This is a genomic window from Candidatus Synechococcus spongiarum (assembly GCF_900047545.1).
GTDB classification, from domain to species: Bacteria; Cyanobacteriota; Cyanobacteriia; order PCC-6307; family Cyanobiaceae; genus Synechococcus_B; species Synechococcus_B spongiarum_C.
Genome location: NZ_FITM01000004.1, coordinates 1 through 18814, shown reverse-complemented (window position 1 = coordinate 18814; position 18814 = coordinate 1). Strand labels below are relative to the sequence as shown.

Sequence of the window (18814 nt, the reverse complement as noted above, 5' to 3'; positions counted from 1 at the left end):
GTGATGGCGGACCTGATCCTCAAGGTGCTGCCCACGGATCGGCGCTCCAAGGAGGCCTTTGCCTATTACCGCGACGGGATGAGTGCCCAGGCCGACGGGGAATACGCCGAGGCCATGGAAAACTTTGCCGAGGCGCTGCGGCTGGAAGACGATCCCAACGACCGCAGTTGGATTCTCTACAACATGGGCCTGGTGCATTCCAGCAACGGTGAGCACCAGCAGGCGCTGGACCATTACGAGCAAGCCCTGACCCTGAACGCCAGAATGCCCCAGGCTCTGAACAACATTGCCGTCATCTATCACCATCTTGGCAACCAGGCTGAGCAGCAGGGGGAGTCCGATGCCATGGACCGCTACTACAGCCAGGCGGCGGAGTACTGGACCAGGGCCATCCGCCTGGCCCCCAACAACTACCTGGAGGCCCAAAACTGGCTGAAAACCAGTGGGCGCGGCAGTGTTGACGTGCTGATTTGACGGCAGTCGAGCCTCGGGCCAGGGCCTCAAGCCTGGTGTGGGGTGTCTTTGTCCGTCCCGGCCGGATCGTTTTGCAGGGCAGCCACCAGGGCCTGGCGGATGGTGCCGGCCGCAATGACGGTCATGGTGGCCGGGGGGGTGATCTCGCTGCCGGTGGGCACCAAAGCCCGGTGAAATCCCAGCCGCTGTCCTTCCTGGAGGCGCTGCTCCATCCGGGCTACAGGACGCAGTTGCCCCCCCAGACCCAGTTCGCCAATACATAAGGTGCCGGGGGAAATCAGCAGATCCCGATAGCTGGCCACCACGGCCACCGCCACACCCACGTCCGCCGCCGGTTCCGTCACCTCCAGGCCACCGGCAACGGCCAGGTAGCAGTCAAAGCGGGACAGGGGCAGCCCCAACTGCTTTTCCAGCACAGCCAGGATCTGATGAAGGCGGTTGTTGGCAATCCCCGTGGCAGAGCGCCGTGGGCTGGCGTAACTGCTGGGACTGACCAGGGCCTGCAACTCCACCACCAAGGGACGGGTGCCCTCACAGGCCACGATGGCGGCGGTGCCGCTGGTGGGTTCCCCCTGGCTCAGAAACAGTTGGCTGGGATTGGTGACCTCCGTCAGTCCCCTGTCCCCCATCTCGAAGACCCCCAGCTCAAAGGTGGCGCCGAACCGGTTTTTCAAGGACCGCAGGAGACGGTGACTGGCAAAACGATCCCCCTCGAAGCTCAGAACGGCATCCACCAGGTGCTCCAGTGTTTTGGGACCAGCCAGCATTCCCTCTTTGGTTACGTGTCCCACCAGCAGGATGGCGATGTCCATGATCTTGGCCCGTTGCCGCAGGGCTGCTGCACACTCCCGCACCTGGGCCACCGAGCCGGCTGCAGAACTCAGGTCCGGGTTGTGGAGGGCTTGAATGCTGTCAATGACCGCCACATCCGGCGCCAGGCTCTCCAATTCCTGCAGCACTAGGTGCAGATCGGTCTCCGCCTGGAGATTCAACCCCATGGCGCTGGTGGAGTCATGGTCCCGTGTCTGGGGACGGCAACCACGCAACCGTGACCAGCGCAGCCGCACCTGCTGGGCCGACTCCTCCGCGCTGACGTAGAGAACACGTGCCCGTTGGGCCATGTGGTGGGCGGTCTGGAGCAGCAAGGTAGACTTGCCAATGCCGGGATCACCGCCGACGAGCACCAGAGACCCGCGAACTAGCCCTCCCCCCAGCACCCGATCCAGCTCACTGGAGCCGGTGCTGATGCGCACCTCGTCCATGGGCTCCACTGCCGCCATGGGCCGGGAGCGTTGTGGAGTTGAGGATGGTTGGCCCCGCTGCGGCGTCAGGGAACGGGCTGTAGGCAACTCCTCAAGCAGGGTGTTCCAAGCGCCGCAGGAGGGGCAACGACCAAAGAACTGGTGGGCCTGGGAACCGCAGGACTGGCAACGGTAAACCGGCTGAACTCTGGGCACTTCAGCGCAGGACGGGGGACGTGGAGAGTTCCATGAAGATTTAAGATCCTCTTTGTGAAGAAAAATAGCGGCCTGCCGAGGTCAACGCTGTGGTCCTGATCCTCCTCTTGCGATTATTAAGCAAGCATGAATTTTGCCCATGTCTACCGGGAACCCATCAAAAGAACAAATCCTTGTTGTGGATGACGAGGCCAGCATCCGACGGATTCTGGAGGCCCGTCTCTCCATGATTGGTTACATGGTGCATAGTGCCAGCAACGGGGAGGAAGCCCTGGAACTGTTCCATCGGCATCATCCGGACATGCTGGTCCTGGACGTGATGATGCCCAAGCTGGATGGTTACGGGGTGTGCCAGGAGGTGCGCCGGGAATCCGACGTGCCCATCATCATGCTCACTGCCCTGGGGGACGTGGCAGACCGCATTACCGGCCTTGAACTGGGCGCCGACGACTACGTGATCAAGCCCTTCAGTCCAAAGGAGCTGGAGGCAAGAATTCGTTCGGTGCTGCGCCGCATTGACAAGGATTCAGGATCGGGGGCGGCGAGTTCCGGTCTGATCCAGGTGGGCCGGCTGCGCATTGATGCCAATAAACGCCAAGTGTTCAAAGGAGACGAGCGCATTCGCCTCACGGGGATGGAGTTCAGTCTGCTGGAGTTGCTGGTGAGTCGATCGGGAGAACCATTCAGTCGCTCCGAGATTCTCAAGGAGGTGTGGGGTTACACCCCTGAACGCCATGTGGACACGAGGGTGGTGGACGTGCATATCTCCCGGCTGCGGGCCAAGCTGGAGGAAGATCCCGCCAATCCGGAGTTGATCCTCACAGCTCGTGGCACCGGCTACCTGTTCCAGCGGATCGTGGATCGGGAGACCCTTGCCGTGCCAGCGGCGGCGGCACGCAACGGCTATAGCCGTGTTGAAGTCGCGCCTATGGCCATGTCTTCCAGTTAAACTCGCCGGTGGACTGCCGAAAGCGGTGGCAACGAAAGGATCCGACTCTCATTGGGTGCGCCGCCGTGCCATCCGCCGCATCCGCCGCATTCGGCGTTTGTCCCGTCAGCCCAGGTTCATGCTGTCTCTGCTGAGCGCTGTGGGACCACTGCGGCATGTCCGCACCACGCGCCATCTCCCCAAACGCTCCGAGGACGACCTGAGTCGTCGCCTCTGGTTGGCGGTGGACGGCATGGGGGGTGACCATGCCCCGGAGGCCATCCTGCGGGGCTGCCTGGAGGCGGTGCAGCGCTTGCCTGTGCGATTGTGGTTTTGCTGCGAGCCCCAAGCCCTGGATACCCTTTGGCAGGACGAGGTCCTGCTGCAGGATTTTGAGCGCTCCGTCAGCAACGGCCTCATCGCCGTCGTGGATGCCGGCCCTTCCGTGACCATGGCCGACGAGGCCACCGCCGTGCGGCGCAAACGCAAGGCCAGCATCAACATGGCCATGGATCTGGTGAACAGTGGCCGCGCCCATGGGATCTACTCCGCTGGCAACTCCGGTGCGGTGATGGCCTCGGCCATCTTGCGTCTGGGGCGGCTGGAGAGCATTGACCGGCCTGCCATTGGCGCCCTGTTTCCCACCACCGACCCGGCCCGGCAGGTGCTGGTTCTGGACGTGGGCGCCAACATGGATTGCAAGGCAACCTATCTGCACCAATTTGCCCTGCTGGGCAGCATCTACAGTGCCGCCATTCTGGGGGTTGACAAACCCAGGGTGGGACTCATCAACATTGGCGAAGAGGCCTGCAAAGGCAACGAACTGTCCCTGGCCACCTACGGCCTGCTGCAGAACGAGCCACGTCTTGACTTCCGTGGCAACTGTGAAGGCCGCGACGTGCTCAGTGGACAGTTTGACGTGGTGGTTTGTGACGGATTTACGGGCAACGTGCTCCTGAAATTCCTTGAATCCGTGGGCAAGGTGTTGTTGGACGTGCTGAAAGCGGAACTGCCCCGGGGCCGTCGCGGCAAGCTGGGGGCCGCGTTCCTGCGTGGGAACTTACGCCGCATCAAGCAACGCCTTGACCATGCAGAGCACGGGGGTGCCTTGCTGTTGGGGGTCAACGGCATCTGCATTGTGGGCCACGGCAGCAGCCGCACCACGGCAGTGGTTGCTGCACTGCGCCTGGCCCTCTCCGCCTGTGACAAGAACATCATGGCTCAACTGAGGCAGTTGGTTTGCCAGCCGCAGACCTCCATGCCCTCTCCGGCTGACATTGACAGTCCTGTGCAGGAACAACAGCCCACGACACCGGTGTAAGATTCTCTGTGATTGACTGCCCAGGGTTGGAGCTGTTCTGTGTCTGCAGCGGTTGGCATTGCCCTGACTGGCAGTGGTGCTGCCACGCCGGCCCGTGTGGTGACCAATGGGGAATTGAGCCTGTGGCTGGACACCAGTGACGCCTGGATTTGCAGCCGTACCGGCATCGCTGCACGGCGGATCGCCATGGCTGAAGACAGCCTGGAATCCCTCTCCAGCCAGGCGGCACGACAGGCGTTGGAGCGGGCTGGCTGGCGGCCAGATCAGGTGGACCTCATCCTCCTGGCCACCTCCAGTCCGGACGATCTTTTCGGGTCCGCGCCGGCTGTGCAGGCAGCCTTGGGGGCCGACAACGCCGTGGCCTTCGACCTCACTGCCGCCTGTAGTGGGTTTCTGTTTGCCCTGATCACGGCAGCGCAGTACATCCGTAGCGGCACCTATAGGCGGGTGCTGGTGGTGGGAGCCGATCTGCTCAGCCGCTGGGTGGATTGGCAGGATCGACGCACCTGTGTGTTGTTTGGTGACGGGGCCGGCGCTGTGGCCATGGAAGCTGCTCCCGAGAGCTGGGAGGGTCTGCTGGCCATGGTCATGCGCACCGACGGCCACCGGCGCAGTTGCCTCACCATGGCCCATCAGGCCACATCCCAGGTACTCCATGACCAGCTTCAAGTCGGCTCTGGCGGCTTCCAACCCATCGCCATGGATGGACAGGAGGTGTACAAGTTCGCTGTCCAGCAGGTGCCGCTGGTGTTGACCCAGGCCCTGAAGCAGGCCGGGCTCACCGCAGAACACCTGGACTGGCTGCTACTCCACCAGGCCAATGAGCGGATTCTGGCGTCCGTGGCCCAGCGCCTCGATATCCCGGCTGCCAAGGTGTTGAGCAACCTGAAGAACTACGGCAACACCTCGGCCGCCACCATTCCCCTCATGCTCCACGAGGCGGTGGCGGCCCAATGGATCCGGCCCGGTCACCTGATCGCCAGCAGTGGTTTCGGGGCGGGCCTGAGCTGGGGGGCGGCCCTGTTGCGTTGGGGGCGACCCGAGGCGGCTTAGGCTCTCCTGGAGTCACAGGGCAGAGGCGATGGGGACAGCCTGGGTGTTTCCCGGTCAGGGATCACAGAAGCAGAGCATGGCCGCAGGAGTGCTGCAGGATGACCTGGCCCGGAAGCGGTTTGCCCAGGCCAGTGGGCTGCTGGGGCGCGACCTGCCGGCCATCTGTGACGGCACCGCCGTCGGTCCGGACCATGACCTCAATGACACCCGCAACAGCCAGCCGGTCCTGTTTGTGCTGGAGTCTGTCCTGCTGGATCGCTGCAAACAGCAGGGGCACCAGGCTGACGTGTTGGCGGGGCACAGTTTGGGGGAGTTGGTGGCGCTGTACGGGGCAGGGTGCTTTGACTTCCGGACGGGCCTGAACCTAGTGAAGCAACGGTGCGAGCTGATGGCCGCGGCAGGGGGCGGCGCCATGACGGCCGTGATGGGTTTTGCGCGCCCTGAGTTGGAGGCTGCCGTGGCGGCGCAACAGGACGTGGTCATTGCCAACGACAACAGCGCCAGTCAGGTGGTGCTCTCCGGCACAGCAGCGTCAGTCCGGCAGGTCTGCTCCACCGTTCGCTGCAAGCGCAGTGTTCCCCTGGCTGTCTCCGGTGCCTTCCATTCCCCCTTGATGAAGGAGCCAGCGGCTCGCTTTGCCCAGTTTCTGGAGACCGTCCCCTTTGCCGATGCCACCGTGCCGGTGGTGAGCAATGCCACCGCACGGAGCAGTACGGACGGCTCCACCCTCAAGGCCAACCTGGTGCAGCAAATGGTCTCCGGGGTGCGCTGGCGGGAAACCATGGACCACCTGGCCAGCCTGGGCATTGACACCGTGCTGGAAATCGGACCGGGGGCCGTGCTCTCGGGGCTGCTGAAGCGGAGCCTCCCCAACCTCAACATTTGTCAGATCAACACCATGGCGGCCTTGGCCCGCTGAGTTCACGGCCATGGGACAAGACAATCGCGCCCTGCAGCCCGCCCACGTTGCCCCCTGGAGTGCCCGGATCAGTTACTGGCTGCTGCGCACTTTGGTGGTCAACCCCCTGTTCCGGCTGGCCTTTCACGGTCGGGTTGAGGGGCGGCCACCGGCGTACCGGGGAGAACCCTGTGTGGTGGTGGCCAACCACGGCAGCGATCTGGATCCCCCCCTGCTGAGTTGTGCCATGGGGCGACCGGTGGCCTTCATAGCCAAACAGGAGTTGTTTCGTGTGCCGGTGTTGGCACCCCTGATTCGTGGGCTGGGGGCGGTGCCCGTGCGCCGCGGCCACGTGGATCGCCGCGCCTTGGACCGTTGCCTGGCTCAACTTCAGTGTGGCTGGCTGGTAGGGGTGTTTCTGGACGGCACCCGCAGTACCACCGGCATGGTGGAGCGTCCCCGTCATGGGGCCGCGTTGTTGGCGCAGCGCAGTGGTTGTCCCCTGCTGCCGGTGGCCATTTTCAATAGCCATCGCGCCCTGTCCAGGGGGAGCATGGGCCTCAAGCTGGTGCCCATCACCATTCGGATCGGCGCCCCCATCCCTGCCCCCGCCAACCGTGATCGTCAGACCATGGAGGCCACGTCCCAGCGGTGTGCTGCCGTGATCAACGGCTTGCTCACCGGGGCGCCTCTGCCCGGCTCTGGGCCAGAACAAGCCTCTTGACGTCCTGGCCGCTCACCACCCAGATGACGGCCCGCAGGGCATCGGCCGCCACCTTCAGGGGAGACTCCCAGACGCAGACATCCGCGCAATCCACAGGGACAGGCGTGACCTGGATTCCACGACTCCCCGCCACAATGTGTCCCACCAGAGAGGCCCTGGGCATGTGGTCCACACCGGTGACCAGTAACAGGTGGCGCACTTGGCGTTGCTTCAGCTCCGCCAACAGGGTGGTGAAGTTTTCCAAAGTATCGCTGGCCTGGTCGTCACGGCTGAGTTGAGACCCTGCACCCCTTCCTCAAAAAACAGGGCTCTGCCGTAGGCGGCGCTCAGGCCCCCGCTCACCAGCACTGGCAGGTTGTGTTCCTGGGCCAAGCGGGCCGCATGGCGTTCGCGGTACTCAAATCCTCCCGCCACAAAGATCAACTGGGGTGGTTGAACAGGGTGTTGACTTGCCGTTCGCAGCAACCACCCCATACCCAGACCCATGGCCAGCACGCTGAGCCACTTGAGCATGGTGATCAGGGCTCTCATGGAGACTGCGGCGCTGCTGCCGGATACAATGGCAGCACCCCTTGCCAATGCCCGGGATCACCCAGGGCCTGACGCTCCATCAGCACCCGCAACAACTCCACCACATCGATTGCGGGATCTACTACGGCAGGGTGATGAAGCCATGGTGATTCTTCTCCATGGGACGCCGCGGTTGTCAGGAGTTGGGGCGCTTGGCACTCCTGGACGCCGCCATGGGCCGTGATCCGGTAACAGCCCCTGATCCAGCCGCGTTTCCGCAACGGCTGCTCCAGTTGAATGGCGCCGCCTTCGGGATGTTCCTGGAGAAGCTGTGGTGCCAGACGCCGTGCCATGAGGACAAAACTGCCGCAGCCAAACAAGGGGATGTGTAAATTCTGGGCCATGGTTCGGGCTAGGACCACCCCCAAACGGGTGCCCGTGAAGCCTCCGGGTCCTGTGGCCACAGCCAGAGCCGCCAGCCGGCCCCATTGGGAGGCTGGCAAGAGCGTCAGCAACTCCTGGTGCAGCACGTTGGCGAGACCTTTCCCCGTTGCCTTGCAGAGAACGGACACGGGTGTATCCCCTGACCAGGGGAATGGCGCCAACACCATGGCCAACTCGGGGCTGGAGGTGTGGATCGCCAGCGCTAAATCCGGGTCCAGCGACTGCGCACCCATGGCAGAGGCTGCCCTCAAGTGGGCACGGCCTCCAGGGGCCGCAAACGCTGCCAATGGCCAAGGTCCGTCAAGAAGCTGTTGCAGGCCACCACGTCCCACTCCACCGTGGTGGTCAGCCCTTGGGACCGTAGATGGACGTTGATGCGAGGCTGACGGGGCTCAAAGTCCGGTGTTGGCGTCAGATGCCTGGCGCCATGCTGGCTTTCTACAGCGTGATACGTGGAGCAACGGTCCACCCAGTGGCAGTGAATACAGATGCACATGGGCAGTGACGCCACAACAGGTGATGTCCATTGTGGCCCGGCCTTGGCAGACGCTACGGCCCAACTGACCAGCGCAGTCACTAAGTTGTCTCCACCCTTCCCCTGGATCGCGCTCCCTGGAGATGCCGTCCTGGTGGGGGGTGCTGTTCGTGACGCGTTGCTGGGGCGCCTCAAGGACAATCCCGACCTGGATCTGACCGTTCCCCGGGGGGCCATCCAGTTGTGTCGGCAACTGGCCAGCCGCTGGGGGGGCACGGTGGTGGTGTTGGACCAGGCGCGTGACATGGGACGCCTGGTCCACGGCCCCTGGACGGTGGACGTGGCGGCTTGGGACGGTGCCACCATGGAGGCGGACCTGTGGCGGCGGGATTTTTCCCTCAATGCCATGGCGTACCACCTGAGGCGGCGAACGTTCCACGATCCCTGTGGTGGCCTGCAGGACCTAGTCCTGCGGCGTCTGCGCTGTGTTGCCGCCGCCAACCTGGCTGCCGATCCCCTGCGGGTGCTGCGGGCCTATCGCCTGGCGGCTGAACTAGAATGCACGATTGAGGAGCGCACCCGTCAATGGCTGCAGCAGGAGGCACCGAAGCTGGGCCTGGTGGCGTCCGAGCGCGTCCTGGCGGAACTGGAGCGACTCTGTGGGGCGCCCCAGGCTCACCACTGGCTCATTGAGACAGGAACCGTATTGCAAACCTGGCTCCCCATGGTGCGACCATGGCCAGGGCTGAAATGTCTGAGCCACCGACTGGCCAGGGCTTTGGACCTGGAGAGGAAGTCTTTGGCGGGCCAGTTGGCCTTGGCCCGGCTCTCGGGAGTCTTGGGGGCCCAGTCCGCGGTGGAACGCCTGGGCTGCAGCAGGCGCCGGCAACGGCAGTGGCAACGGCTTAACCACTGGCGCCAGGTGTGGGCGGCATCAATGGCGCGGCTGACGGAGGACCAGCAAGTCCAGTTGCATCTGGACTTGACGACGGACCTTCCAGCACTCCTGCTGGTTCTTCTGGCCCAAAACCGGTTGAGCCTGGAAGAAGCTAAGATGTGGCTGTATCGCTGGCAGGATCCTGCGGACTCCCTCTGCCATCCCCACTGTCCCCTCAGTGGTCACCGTTTGCAGGAAGCTTTGTCTTTATCACCCAGTCCCCGGTTGGGAGCGTTGATGGCCTTTCTGCGGCACGAGAACGCCTTCGGGCGCTTGGCTGCTCATGATGAGGCGTCCATCCTAGACAGCGCCCGACAATGGCTGCAACAGGCAGCCGATTCCCGGCAGATGCCCGGCAGGAAGAAACCCGAGTCATCCTGATGTGATAAAGATAGTGGCGATTTTGGCTTGGGTCCACCCAAAAGGTTCCAGCATCCTGTTGACTTCACTCTTGACTTCAACGTTACTTTTCACGCTTTCCACGTCCTTTCACCATTGCAACGTATGAGCAACCGTTCCAACAATAATCAGCAAGGAATTCGCATCTATGTGGGCAACGTGCCCCGGGATGCTGACCTGCAAGAGCTTGAGGGCCAGTTCAAAGCTGGTGTTGATCAAAGCATTCGCCTCAAACCGGTGACCGACCGGGAGACTGGCGAGTGTCGTGGCTTTGGCTTCATCAACGTCAGTGATGAGCGGCTAGCCGAGGCCATTATTGCCCGGTTCAACGGCAAGGAGTTTGCCGGTCAAGCCCTGCGTGTGGAGCGCTCCGAGCGCAAGGACGGCAACCGCAACGCCAGCGGCCGCCGCAGTGATCAAGCGTCCCCCCGTGCCAGTAAGGCGGCCGACAAGGTGGTTCACCGCGAACTTGCCGAAGTGGATGCCCCGGATCCCCGCTGGAGCCAGGAACTCTCCAAGCTCAAGCTGCTGCTGGAACAACAGAAGACGGCAGTTTAGCGGGACTGGGCCAGGGCAAAGGCGATGGGCAGGCTCAGCAGCTTTCTCAAGCGGGGGACGTAAGCCCTGCGGGAGAAGACGTCGTAGCCGTTGTCTTCAATGACCCTGAGAATGTCCTGGTAAAGCTGCAAGGAGGTCCACACGGGCCAGCGGGCATCTTTGCAGAGCCAACGAATCCCCGCCTCCGAGCGACGGAACCACTCCCGGGCCCGCTGCACTTGGAACTTCATCAGATCACGCCAGTGTTCGTTGATGATCCCAGCCATCAGTTCCACTTCCGTGTAGTTGAACCGGGCCAGTTCCTCCTGGGGAATGTAGATGCGTCCCCGCTCCCGATCCTCCCCCACGTCCCGTAAAATGTTGGTGAGTTGGCTGGCGATGCCCAGGGCCACGGCGCAGTTGGTGGGGTCGGGGCAGCGGCTCCAGGGGGCGGAGTAAAAGGCCTCGTCCAACCCCATTACCGCTTGGCTCATCAGGCCCACGGTGCCCGCCACCCGGTAGCAGTAAAGTTTAAGGTCCTCAAACGTCCGGTAGCGTTTCAGGGTGATGTCCATCCGTTGCCCGGCGATCATCTCCAGGTAAGGCCTGATGTCCTGGGGATAGCGCTGCAGGGTGTCCCAGAGCGCCATGTCCTGGGCATCGCGTACCTCTCCGGCAAACAGCCGCAGGGTCCGCTCTTCCCATTGGCTGAGACGCTGATGAAGTTCGGTGGGGTCCATGGTGGCTGCATCGGGAGCATCCACCAGTTCGTCCGTGCGTCGGCACCATACATAGATGGCCCAGATGGCGCGGCGCTTCTGGGGGGGCATCAACAGGCTGCCCAGGTAATAGGTTTTGGCCCAGTGCCGGGTTTCAGCGCGGCAGGCTTCATAGCCCTCCTCCAGGCTGGGACAGTCCACCGCATCGCCACACCACAGGACGGGCGAACGGGAATCAGCCAGCCAGTTGGGACGGACAGATTGCGAAGGGCTCATGGGCGCAATGGCAGCCGTCCGGACAAGCTGGGAACAGCGTATCAGTGTGTTTTGGCTGGTGATGCCCCACTTGATGCCGCACCATGCCGGACGATGGCCTGGGCGCAGAGCTTGCCGCTGAGGACGGCCCCCTCCATGGAGGCCATGTAGCGCTGCCGGGTGTAGTCCCCCGCTAAAAAGAAATTGGGGATCGGGGTGGCCTGGTCGGGGCGCAGCTTCTGACAACCGGGCGTGGTCTTGTAGACCGATAGGGGGGTCTTCACCACCCGGTATTTGCGAAGCTGGGCAGGGTTGTCCCCGCTAAAATGGTTGGGAAACAGAGTTCTCAATTCTTCCATGGTGGCCTGGACAATGTCGTGGTCCCTGCGGCTGATCCAGTCCTTGGCCGGGGCAAACACCAACTCCAGCATGGAGCGCTCAGGATCCTCGTAGCCCTTGCAGGTGACGCTCATGTCCGCATAGACACTGAGCAGGGGGGAGCGACTGAACAGAAGATGGTCAATGTCCGTGAGCTTGTCGTCAAACCAGAGGTGAACATTGATGACGGGGACACCTTGGAGCCCGGCCAACTTGGCAAACGGAGACAGTTGTCGCCATGGCGCCGGCAGCAGCAACTTGAGCGCGTCCACTGGCAGGGCGCTCACATAGGCATCCGCCACCACGGGGGGGTGGTCCTTACCCCCCATGCCGAAGCTGGCCACGTGACCGTCCGGGGCCAGATCAATGGTCCGTAAGGGGGTGTTGAGTTCCACGGTGCCGCCATGGGCACAAATGTGATCCACCAGCGGCTGGCAGAGTCTCTCCGGCGGCGCCCCATCCAGAAACGCCATGCGGGAGCCGTGCTTTTCCTGCAGGAAGCGGTTCAGGGCCGTGAGCACCACGGTGGCGGAGATCTCGTCGGGATGGATGAAGTTGAGGGCCTTGCTCATGGCGATGAACACTTCATCGTTGACCCGCTCCGGGATGTTGTGCAGCCGTAGCCACTGGGTCCAGGAGTACTGGTCACAGGCTTCCACATAGGACTGCCCCCTCAACATGGCAGGCACCAGCCCAACCCCGAAGGCAATTTTCTCCGGCCAACTCAGCAGATCGTTGTTGCCGAGGATGGCGGCAATGCCGTTGACGGGGGCGGGCAGATCCGGAAAATCAAAGCGGCTGTAGGTTCCTGGCACTTCCCGCCGATTGAAGATCATGGCGTGGTCTTTCCACTGCAGGCGGTCCTCAATGCCCAACTCCCCCAGCAATTGCAACATGTTGGGGTAGGCGCCAAAGAAAATATGCAGTCCGGTCTCGTACCAGTCCCCCTCCTCGTCCTTCCAGGCCGCCACCTTGCCCCCCAGCACATCCCTGGCTTCGTAGACCACCGGCGTGTGGCCCGCGTCCGCCAGGTACTTGGCACACGACAATCCGGCCAGCCCGGCGCCCGCAATGGCAACACGCATGGGAAAAAGACTCTGATGCCCGGAAATTTTAAGAATGTTCCGTTCCGTTCCGCTGCTGGGCAAGGCCGTGTCTGCCTCTTGGCTCCGGCAGCAGTCCCCGGGGACTCAGCCGCAGGACCACCAGCAGGATGCACCCCATCACCAATTGGCGCATGTGGGGCGCCACGTTGAGCAGGTGCTGACGCAGGGGAGCGTCCTCCTGGAGACCGGAAGTGAGCAGGGTCATCAGCCATGGACCACCAACTTCCGCCTGCACCCACAGGAACCAGATGAGAAACCCTCCCAGGATGGCGCCCCCGTTGTTGCCGGAGCCACCGACGATCACCATCACCCAGATCAGGAACGTGTAGCGGAAGGGGGCATAGGAGGCCGGTGTGAATTGCCCGTTCAGGGTCACCAGCATGGCGCCCGCAATGCCCACCACGGCTGAACCCAGAACAAAAACTTGCAGGTGGCGCCGGGTGACGTCCTTGCCCATGGCTTCCGCCGCGTCGCGATTGTCCCGGATGGCCCGCATCATGCGGCCCCAGGGGGAATGGAGGGCCCTGTGGGACAGCCAGAACAGCACCAGGAGTACGCTGCCAAAGAGGAGGGCATACAGGGCTTTGACCGCAATGCCGGACAGGAGAGACGGATCCATGCCCACCCGCACACTGAGGTCAACGAACCAGTCCTGTCCCTGGAGATCCTGCTCATAGGGCACAGGTCGGGGCAGCGTGGTGACGTTTTTCACCCCACGGGCCAGCCAGTCCTCGTTTCTGAGCACGGCCACCAGGGCTGCCGAGATGCCCAGGGTGGCAATGGCCAGATAGTCTGATTGCAGACCCAGGGTGATGCGGCCAATGACCCAGGCCACGGCAGCCGCCAGGGCCCCGCCAGCCAGCCACGAGACCATGATGGGTAGCCCCAGGCCACCCAAAAAACCGGTGACGGAGGGGTCCACCGCTTCAATGGCGGCCACACTGGGGCTATAGAACGACCGGGTCAGGGCAAGACCCACCACAAACACCAGCGCCATGGCCGGTCCCCGCAGCGCCTTCACCTTGATCAACCGATGGAGCGCCCAGATGGCAGCGGCTGTGCCCGCCATGGTGACGGCTGCCGTGGCCATGCCGCGACCACCGACGGCCCAGGCTTCAGCCACCGGGGGCATGGCCACCAGCACGGCAGCCAGGCCACCCAACGCCGTGAAGCCCATGATCCCGAAATTAAACAGCCCCCCATAGCCCCACTGGATATTGACCCCCAAGGCCATCAGGGCCGAGATGAGTTGCAAATTCAGAATGGCCATGGCCACGTTCCAACTCTGCAGCACGCCCACAGCCACCAGCGCCATGGCCATGGCCAGAGCCAGCCAGAACGGTCGCCCCATGCCTGTATCTGTGTCCATCCTCATATCACCCGCCCCTGGAAGATGCCCCGTGGTCGCCAGATCAGCACCACCACCAGGATGATGAAGCACACGGCGAACTTGTAATCCGTGGACAGCAGTTGCACCAAACTGTCGGTTTCAAAGCCCAGGTAGCCGAGGATTTTGCGGTAGGGATAGGTGAAGGCAATTTCCGAGAAGGCCACCACAAAACCACCGGCAATGGCCCCGAGAGGTTTGCCAATCCCCCCCACAATGGCGCTGGCGAAGATGGGAAGCAGAAGCTGGAAATAGGTGAAGGGTTTGAAGGATTTATCAAGGCCGTAGAGGGTGCCCGCGATGGTGGCCAGCGTTGCGGCAATGATCCATGTCCAGAGGGCCACCCGTTCCGGGTTGATGCCGCTGAGCAGGGCCAGGTCTTCATTGTCGGCATAGGCCCGCATGGCCTTCCCCAGCGGTGTCCGATTCAGGAAGACAAACAGGCCCAGCACCACCATCACGGCCACCACCAGGGTGATCACGTGGGTGGTTCTCAGGGCCAGGCCTTCCGATAACCCTGTCATCTCCTTAAACGTCTGAACGCGGATAATGAAGCGGTCCCCATCGGCAAAGCGCTGGTCGCCGGGGCCGATGATGAGGCGCACCAGGCCGTTGGTGACAAACATGGCGCCGATGGAAGCAATGACGAAGGTGACGGGCGCTGCCCGCTGCCGTCGATAAAATCGATAGACGGCGCGGTCGAACACCAGGGCCAGGGTCACGGCCCCCAGAATGCCGAAGGGGAGGGCCAGCAGGGCCGTGGGCAGTGGTCCTGCCGAGATGCCCATGCCCTGCAACACCCGTGTCGCCAGGATGACCCCCATGGCGCCGAACGCCATGGTGTCCGCATGGGCGAAGTCGGAAAATCGCATCACCGCGTAGATCAGGGTCACCCCCAAGGCCCCCAGGCCCAACTGGCAGCCGTAGGAGATCCCCGGAATCACCACAAAGTTGGCGAACCGCACCAGCGCGTTGAGGAGATCGATGCCTCCCCCGTCCCGGCTCACCATGGAAAGGACAGCGAGCCCCAGGGCCACCCCCACGGCGATCCACAATGGCCGGCGCCATGGCGCCGGTGGGCGTTTGGTCTCGGCCTTGGTGTCCACGGCTTGGGTGTCCACAACGTTGCTGTCCACGGGTGATGGATGAGGTGGGGGCTCCATGGTCAACCTCAGCCTCCCAGAAAGCTCTGGCGCACGTCAGGATCGTCCAACAGATCTTGACCCGTGCCGGTAAAACGGTTTTTCCCCTGCACCAGCACAAACCCCTTGTGGGCAAAGCTCAAGGCCTGCCGAGCGTTTTGCTCCACGATCAGCACGGCGATGCCTGCCGCTGCAATCTCCTGAACCTTGGCAAAGAGTTCCTGCACCAGGATGGGACTCACCCCCGCCGTGGGTTCATCCAGCATCAGAACCTGGGGCTGGGTCATCATGGCCCGGGCCACAGCCACCTGTTGCCGCTGCCCACCGGAGAGCTCCCCCGCCGGCTGCCGGGAGCGTTCTTTCAAGATGGGGAACAGTCGGGCCAACTGCTCGATCCTGTCCTCGATGTTTTGCGGGCAGAGGTAGGCGCCCATCTCCAGGTTTTCCCGGACGGTGAGGGAGGGAAACACGTTATGGGTCTGGGGAACAAACCCCATGCCGGCGGCCACCCGATCCGGAGGGGTGAGCGTTGAAATGTCTTGACCGCCCAGATGCACAGATCCCTCACGAAGCGTGAGGAGGCCAAAGATGGCTTTCATGGCCGTGGACTTGCCAGCCCCGTTGGGTCCCACAATCACCGCGATTTCCCCCTTCTCCACAGAGATGGTGCAGCCGTGGAGAATGTTGGCGTCGCCGTAGCCGCAGATGATGGCCTCGCCGATGAGGAAAGGGTCAGGCATGGATGACGGGGTTGCAGTTCATGGGTTGATCAGGCTGTTGCCAAGGTAGGCCTCAATCACCCGCTGATCCCGCTGCACATCGGCGGCGCTGCCCTGGCAGAGCACTTTGCCCTCGGCCATCACCACCACCACGTCACAAAGCTTGCTGATCAGGTTCATATCGTGCTCAATCATGCAAAAGGTGTAGCCCTGTTCCCGGTTGAGGCGTTGAATGGCGGTGGTGATGGTTTGGAGCAGGGTGCGGTTCACCCCGGCCCCTACCTCGTCAAGGAACACCACCTTGGGGTTGATCATCATGGTGCGCCCCAACTCCAGGAGCTTCTTCTGGCCGCCACTCAAGTTTCCGGCCAGCTCATCTGCCACATGGGTGATTTGGAGAAAATCCAGCACCTCGTCCGCCTGTTGTTGAATATCCGCCTCCCGGACCTGCACCCGCCCCGGGCGGAACCAGGCGTTCCACAGGTGTTCCCCCGGTTGCTCACCGGGAACCATCATTAGGTTCTCGCGCACCGTGAGGGTGGAGAACTCGTGGGCAATTTGAAAGGTGCGCAGCAAACCCCGGGCGAAGAGTTCGTGGGCCGCCAGACCGGTCACGTCCTCCTCGTCCAGGTAGACACGGCCGGCCGTGGGCTTGTGATGTCCGGCCACCACGTTGAAAAAGGTGGTCTTGCCCGCACCGTTGGGACCGATCAGGCCGGTGATTCGGCCCCTGGGGATCTCCAGGCTGACGCCGTTGACAGCCCGGATGCCGCCAAAGTGCATGTGGAGGCCGACGGTGCGGATCATGGTCTTTCAGCACAGCAGCAGATCGTCAACGAAAGCGAACGGTTTTAAATTCGTCGCCCTGGACTTCGTACTCCCGATAGCTGCCGGCCGCCTCGCCAGGACCGACAAGTTCCACGTTGGTGACACCCACGTAGTCCACCTCGCCGCCGGCCGCGAGGATCTTAAGCGCCTTATCCAGTTGGCCGGGCAGGATCTTTTCCCCTGGGGCGTTGGCCACGGCGATCATGTTGGCAGCGATGGCTTCCGATGTGGCCTCGCCGCCCCTTTGCATGGCCAGGGCCATGAGGGCCGCTGCATCATAGCTTTCACCGGTGAACGGACCTTGCCCATCCAGACCGACAGGGGTGACAATCTCCTGGAACGCATCCACGCCTTCGCCTTCATTGCCCGGGACCGTTCCAAAGGAACCGGTCAGGTCATTGCCATCGGCCTTGATGCTATCCAGCACCGTGGGAGAGTACATGGCGTCCCCCAAGCCGAAGATCTCGAAGGCGCCGGTGTCCAGAGCGGCGCGAACGATGCCGATGCCGCCCTGATCGGCATAGCCCAGCACCACCAGCAGGTCACTGCCTGCCTCCGCCAACTCAGCCACCTCGGCTGTGTAGTCCCCCTTGCCGTCCTCATGGGCTGTGCTGATGGCGACCGTTCCGCCCAACGCCTCGAAGCCTGCTTGCAAGCTCTCGCTCAGACCCTTGCCGTAGTCGTTCTTGGTGTAGGTGATGGCAATGGTGTCGTAGCCCCGCTCCTTGATCACCTGAGCCAGCACTTTCCCTTGGCGAGCATCAGACGGGGATGTGCGGAAGAACAGACCATCGTCGTCGATGGTGGATAGGGCCGGAGACGTGGCTGAGGGGGAGATCAGGGCAATCCCTTTGGGAACGGCCACGTTGTTGGCCACGGCGATTGTGACGCCGGAGCAATCCGCACCGAGAATGGCGACCACCTTTTCAGACGTGACCAAGCGCTCCGCGGCTGCCGTGGCGGCACCGGCATCGATACACGTGGAATCGGCCCGCACGGATTCAATGGTTTTGCCATCCAGAAACTGGCCACTGTCTGAAACCTGCTTAAAGGCCAGGTCAGCACTGTCGGCCATGGGCGGAATGAGAGACTCGATCGGGCCGGTAAAGCCCAACAGCACACCAATCTTGACGGCCTTGTCTGTCTGAGTCAGGGCAGGAGTCGTCGCAGCACACAGACTCAAAGCCACGAGACCGGATCCCAAGGCTGAGGTGAGTCTCGAGTAGATCGAGATGGGGTGCGGATCCATGCCTAGAAACGATAAACAACCAGAATCAAGTTTAGGGCACCACAGATTAGGGCACCACAGAAAATCGCCGCATCCCTCACCGGCAACAGTCGGCTGGCCCATGCAAACTCTCATCACAACTAGCTTTGCGATGGTGAGAGGGCATCCTGTGTCGGAGGCTTGACCGATTTTTCGAGGTGCCCTTTAGAGTCAAGATGGGCTGTGAGCAAGAGGAATGAACGCCATCGTCAAGCGGGCGTGTGCCGGACTGCTGCTGGCCCTGGCGCTGATAGCTGGTGTGGCGCTTCCCACGGGTGACCATGGGCTGGCGGCCGCCGGCCTGGAGCAGCGGGCCCTCTTTCAAGGGCGGGTGGACTACACCCTCACCACCCATGATCGCGAGGATTTCCAGGGGCAGGATCTGGAAAACACCTCCTTTGCCGGCGCCCATGCCTGGGACGCCGATTTCAGTGGCAGCAACCTCCACGGCGCTATCCTCACCAAGGGGGTGTTTCAGGGCGCCCGCTTCGTGGCGGCCAATCTGAGCAACGTGCTGATGGATGCCGCAGATTTCCGCAACACCGACCTGCGCAACGCCGATCTCCGCGAGGCTATCGCCACCGGTGTCCGCTGGGACGGGGCCCGGATCAAGGGTGCGGACTTCAGCGATGCCCTGCTTGATCCCGGCGTGGCCCGGCAGCTCTGCGCCACTGCCGAAGGGGTCAATCCCGAGACAGGGGCATCCACCCGGGACAGCCTGGCTCCCTACTGCTGAAGTGATGTTGCTGTTGCCCTTCTTCATCTGTGGCTTATTGATTCATGGAATCCTGTCTTTGGCTAAGGCACCTCTGAACAAGTGTCGAGGGTATTAGGATGTAGTGAGTGACTGGGATCT

The 18814-nt window shown here is 62.7% G+C and carries 20 protein-coding genes and 1 pseudogene; 9 read left to right on the top strand and 12 right to left on the bottom strand.

The genetic code is table 11. The features are described from left to right. Nucleotides 1–474 (top strand): photosystem I assembly protein Ycf3 (locus FLM9_RS00200; RefSeq protein WP_074456701.1); only part of this gene is annotated, 474 nt, incomplete at its 5' end. Nucleotides 475–500: 26 nt separating this feature from the next. Here FLM9_RS00200 and radA read toward each other — a convergent pair. Continuing rightward, nucleotides 501–1931, bottom strand: a complete 1431-nt coding sequence (radA, locus tag FLM9_RS00195) for a DNA repair protein RadA (protein WP_074456700.1) — start codon at nucleotides 1929–1931, stop codon at nucleotides 501–503. A 139-nt stretch (nucleotides 1932–2070) separates the two neighbouring features. Between radA and rpaB the strand changes: the two are divergent. The 5 genes and pseudogenes from rpaB to FLM9_RS00170 form a co-directional block, all read left to right on the top strand. Next, nucleotides 2071–2793, top strand: a pseudogene (rpaB, locus tag FLM9_RS00190) (response regulator transcription factor RpaB); the annotation flags it as partial. Nucleotides 2794–2998: 205 nt separating this feature from the next. Then, entirely contained in the window at nucleotides 2999–4180 is a 1182-nt protein-coding gene (gene plsX / locus FLM9_RS00185; protein ID WP_081340070.1) for a phosphate acyltransferase PlsX, read from the top strand. A gap of 39 nt (nucleotides 4181–4219) precedes the next feature. Then, nucleotides 4220–5233 (top strand): beta-ketoacyl-ACP synthase III, encoded by a 1014-nt coding sequence (locus FLM9_RS00180; RefSeq protein ID WP_074456706.1) that lies wholly within the window; start codon nucleotides 4220–4222, stop codon nucleotides 5231–5233. 28 nt (nucleotides 5234–5261) lie between these two features. Next, nucleotides 5262–6152, top strand: coding sequence for an ACP S-malonyltransferase (gene fabD / locus FLM9_RS00175; RefSeq protein ID WP_074456698.1), 891 nt, complete (start codon nucleotides 5262–5264; stop codon nucleotides 6150–6152). 10 nt (nucleotides 6153–6162) lie between these two features. Then, entirely contained in the window at nucleotides 6163–6855 is a 693-nt protein-coding gene (locus tag FLM9_RS00170; protein ID WP_074456697.1) for a lysophospholipid acyltransferase family protein, read from the top strand. Here the strand turns inward: FLM9_RS00170 and FLM9_RS08440 are convergent. From FLM9_RS08440 to FLM9_RS00150, 4 genes are read right to left on the bottom strand one after another with little or no spacing between them, the layout of a single operon-like run. Continuing rightward, nucleotides 6809–7078 (bottom strand): hypothetical protein, encoded by a 270-nt coding sequence (locus FLM9_RS08440; RefSeq protein ID WP_257242929.1) that lies wholly within the window; start codon nucleotides 7076–7078, stop codon nucleotides 6809–6811. The two genes, FLM9_RS00170 and FLM9_RS08440, sit on opposite strands and share 47 nt — an antisense overlap. Then, entirely contained in the window at nucleotides 7066–7386 is a 321-nt protein-coding gene (locus tag FLM9_RS08435) for a hypothetical protein (RefSeq protein WP_074456695.1), read from the bottom strand. The genes FLM9_RS08440 and FLM9_RS08435 overlap by 13 nt, the downstream gene beginning before the upstream one ends. Next, nucleotides 7383–8042, bottom strand: coding sequence for a tRNA (adenosine(37)-N6)-threonylcarbamoyltransferase complex dimerization subunit type 1 TsaB (gene tsaB, locus FLM9_RS00155; RefSeq protein ID WP_074456694.1), 660 nt, complete (start codon nucleotides 8040–8042; stop codon nucleotides 7383–7385). Before tsaB ends, FLM9_RS08435 begins: the two co-directional genes overlap by 4 nt. Nucleotides 8043–8056: 14 nt before the next feature. Next, nucleotides 8057–8305 (bottom strand): Ycf34 family protein, encoded by a 249-nt coding sequence (locus FLM9_RS00150; protein ID WP_074456693.1) that lies wholly within the window; start codon nucleotides 8303–8305, stop codon nucleotides 8057–8059. A gap of 43 nt (nucleotides 8306–8348) precedes the next feature. Between FLM9_RS00150 and FLM9_RS00145 the strand changes: the two genes are divergently transcribed. Continuing rightward, entirely contained in the window at nucleotides 8349–9602 is a 1254-nt protein-coding gene (locus FLM9_RS00145) for a tRNA nucleotidyltransferase/poly(A) polymerase-related protein (RefSeq protein WP_180365243.1), read from the top strand. 123 nt (nucleotides 9603–9725) lie between these two features. Beyond that, entirely contained in the window at nucleotides 9726–10178 is a 453-nt protein-coding gene (locus tag FLM9_RS00140; RefSeq protein ID WP_074456692.1) for an RNA recognition motif domain-containing protein, read from the top strand. On the opposite strand, the gene FLM9_RS00135 is transcribed toward FLM9_RS00140, so the two are convergent. Genes FLM9_RS00135 through FLM9_RS00105 form a run of 7 tightly spaced genes read right to left on the bottom strand, consistent with a single transcriptional unit; the run spans nucleotide 10175 to nucleotide 17940 of the window. Continuing rightward, the gene (locus FLM9_RS00135; protein WP_081340067.1) at nucleotides 10175–11152 is read right to left on the bottom strand and encodes a phytoene synthase; all 978 of its coding nucleotides are present in this window, start codon (nucleotides 11150–11152) and stop codon (nucleotides 10175–10177) included. The two genes, FLM9_RS00140 and FLM9_RS00135, sit on opposite strands and share 4 nt — an antisense overlap. 41 nt (nucleotides 11153–11193) lie before the next feature. Further along, a complete protein-coding gene (gene pds / locus FLM9_RS00130) occupies nucleotides 11194–12594 on the bottom strand; it encodes a 15-cis-phytoene desaturase (RefSeq protein WP_074456691.1) in 1401 nt (466 codons plus the stop codon). A 28-nt stretch (nucleotides 12595–12622) separates the two neighbouring features. Further along, a complete protein-coding gene (locus FLM9_RS00125; protein WP_218969698.1) occupies nucleotides 12623–13984 on the bottom strand; it encodes a branched-chain amino acid ABC transporter permease in 1362 nt (453 codons plus the stop codon). Between the two features lie 2 nt (nucleotides 13985–13986). After that, nucleotides 13987–15138, bottom strand: coding sequence for a branched-chain amino acid ABC transporter permease (locus tag FLM9_RS00120; RefSeq protein ID WP_218969697.1), 1152 nt, complete (start codon nucleotides 15136–15138; stop codon nucleotides 13987–13989). Nucleotides 15139–15173: 35 nt separating this feature from the next. Beyond that, nucleotides 15174–15884 carry an ABC transporter ATP-binding protein gene (locus FLM9_RS00115; protein WP_074456690.1) on the bottom strand — a complete coding sequence of 237 codons (711 nt, stop codon included), beginning with the start codon at nucleotides 15882–15884 and terminating at the stop codon, nucleotides 15174–15176. Between the two features lie 18 nt (nucleotides 15885–15902). Next, on the bottom strand, nucleotides 15903–16670 hold the full coding sequence (locus tag FLM9_RS00110; RefSeq protein ID WP_074456689.1) for an ABC transporter ATP-binding protein: 768 nt from the start codon (nucleotides 16668–16670) through the stop codon (nucleotides 15903–15905). A gap of 25 nt (nucleotides 16671–16695) precedes the next feature. Beyond that, complete coding sequence (locus FLM9_RS00105; RefSeq protein WP_074456688.1) at nucleotides 16696–17940, bottom strand: ABC transporter substrate-binding protein; 1245 nt, start codon at nucleotides 17938–17940, stop codon at nucleotides 16696–16698. A gap of 214 nt (nucleotides 17941–18154) precedes the next feature. Between FLM9_RS00105 and FLM9_RS00100 the strand changes: the two genes are divergently transcribed. Beyond that, nucleotides 18155–18694: a pentapeptide repeat-containing protein gene (locus tag FLM9_RS00100; protein WP_074456687.1), complete on the top strand. Its 540-nt coding sequence runs from the start codon at nucleotides 18155–18157 to the stop codon at nucleotides 18692–18694. Nucleotides 18695–18814: the final 120 nt, after the last annotated feature.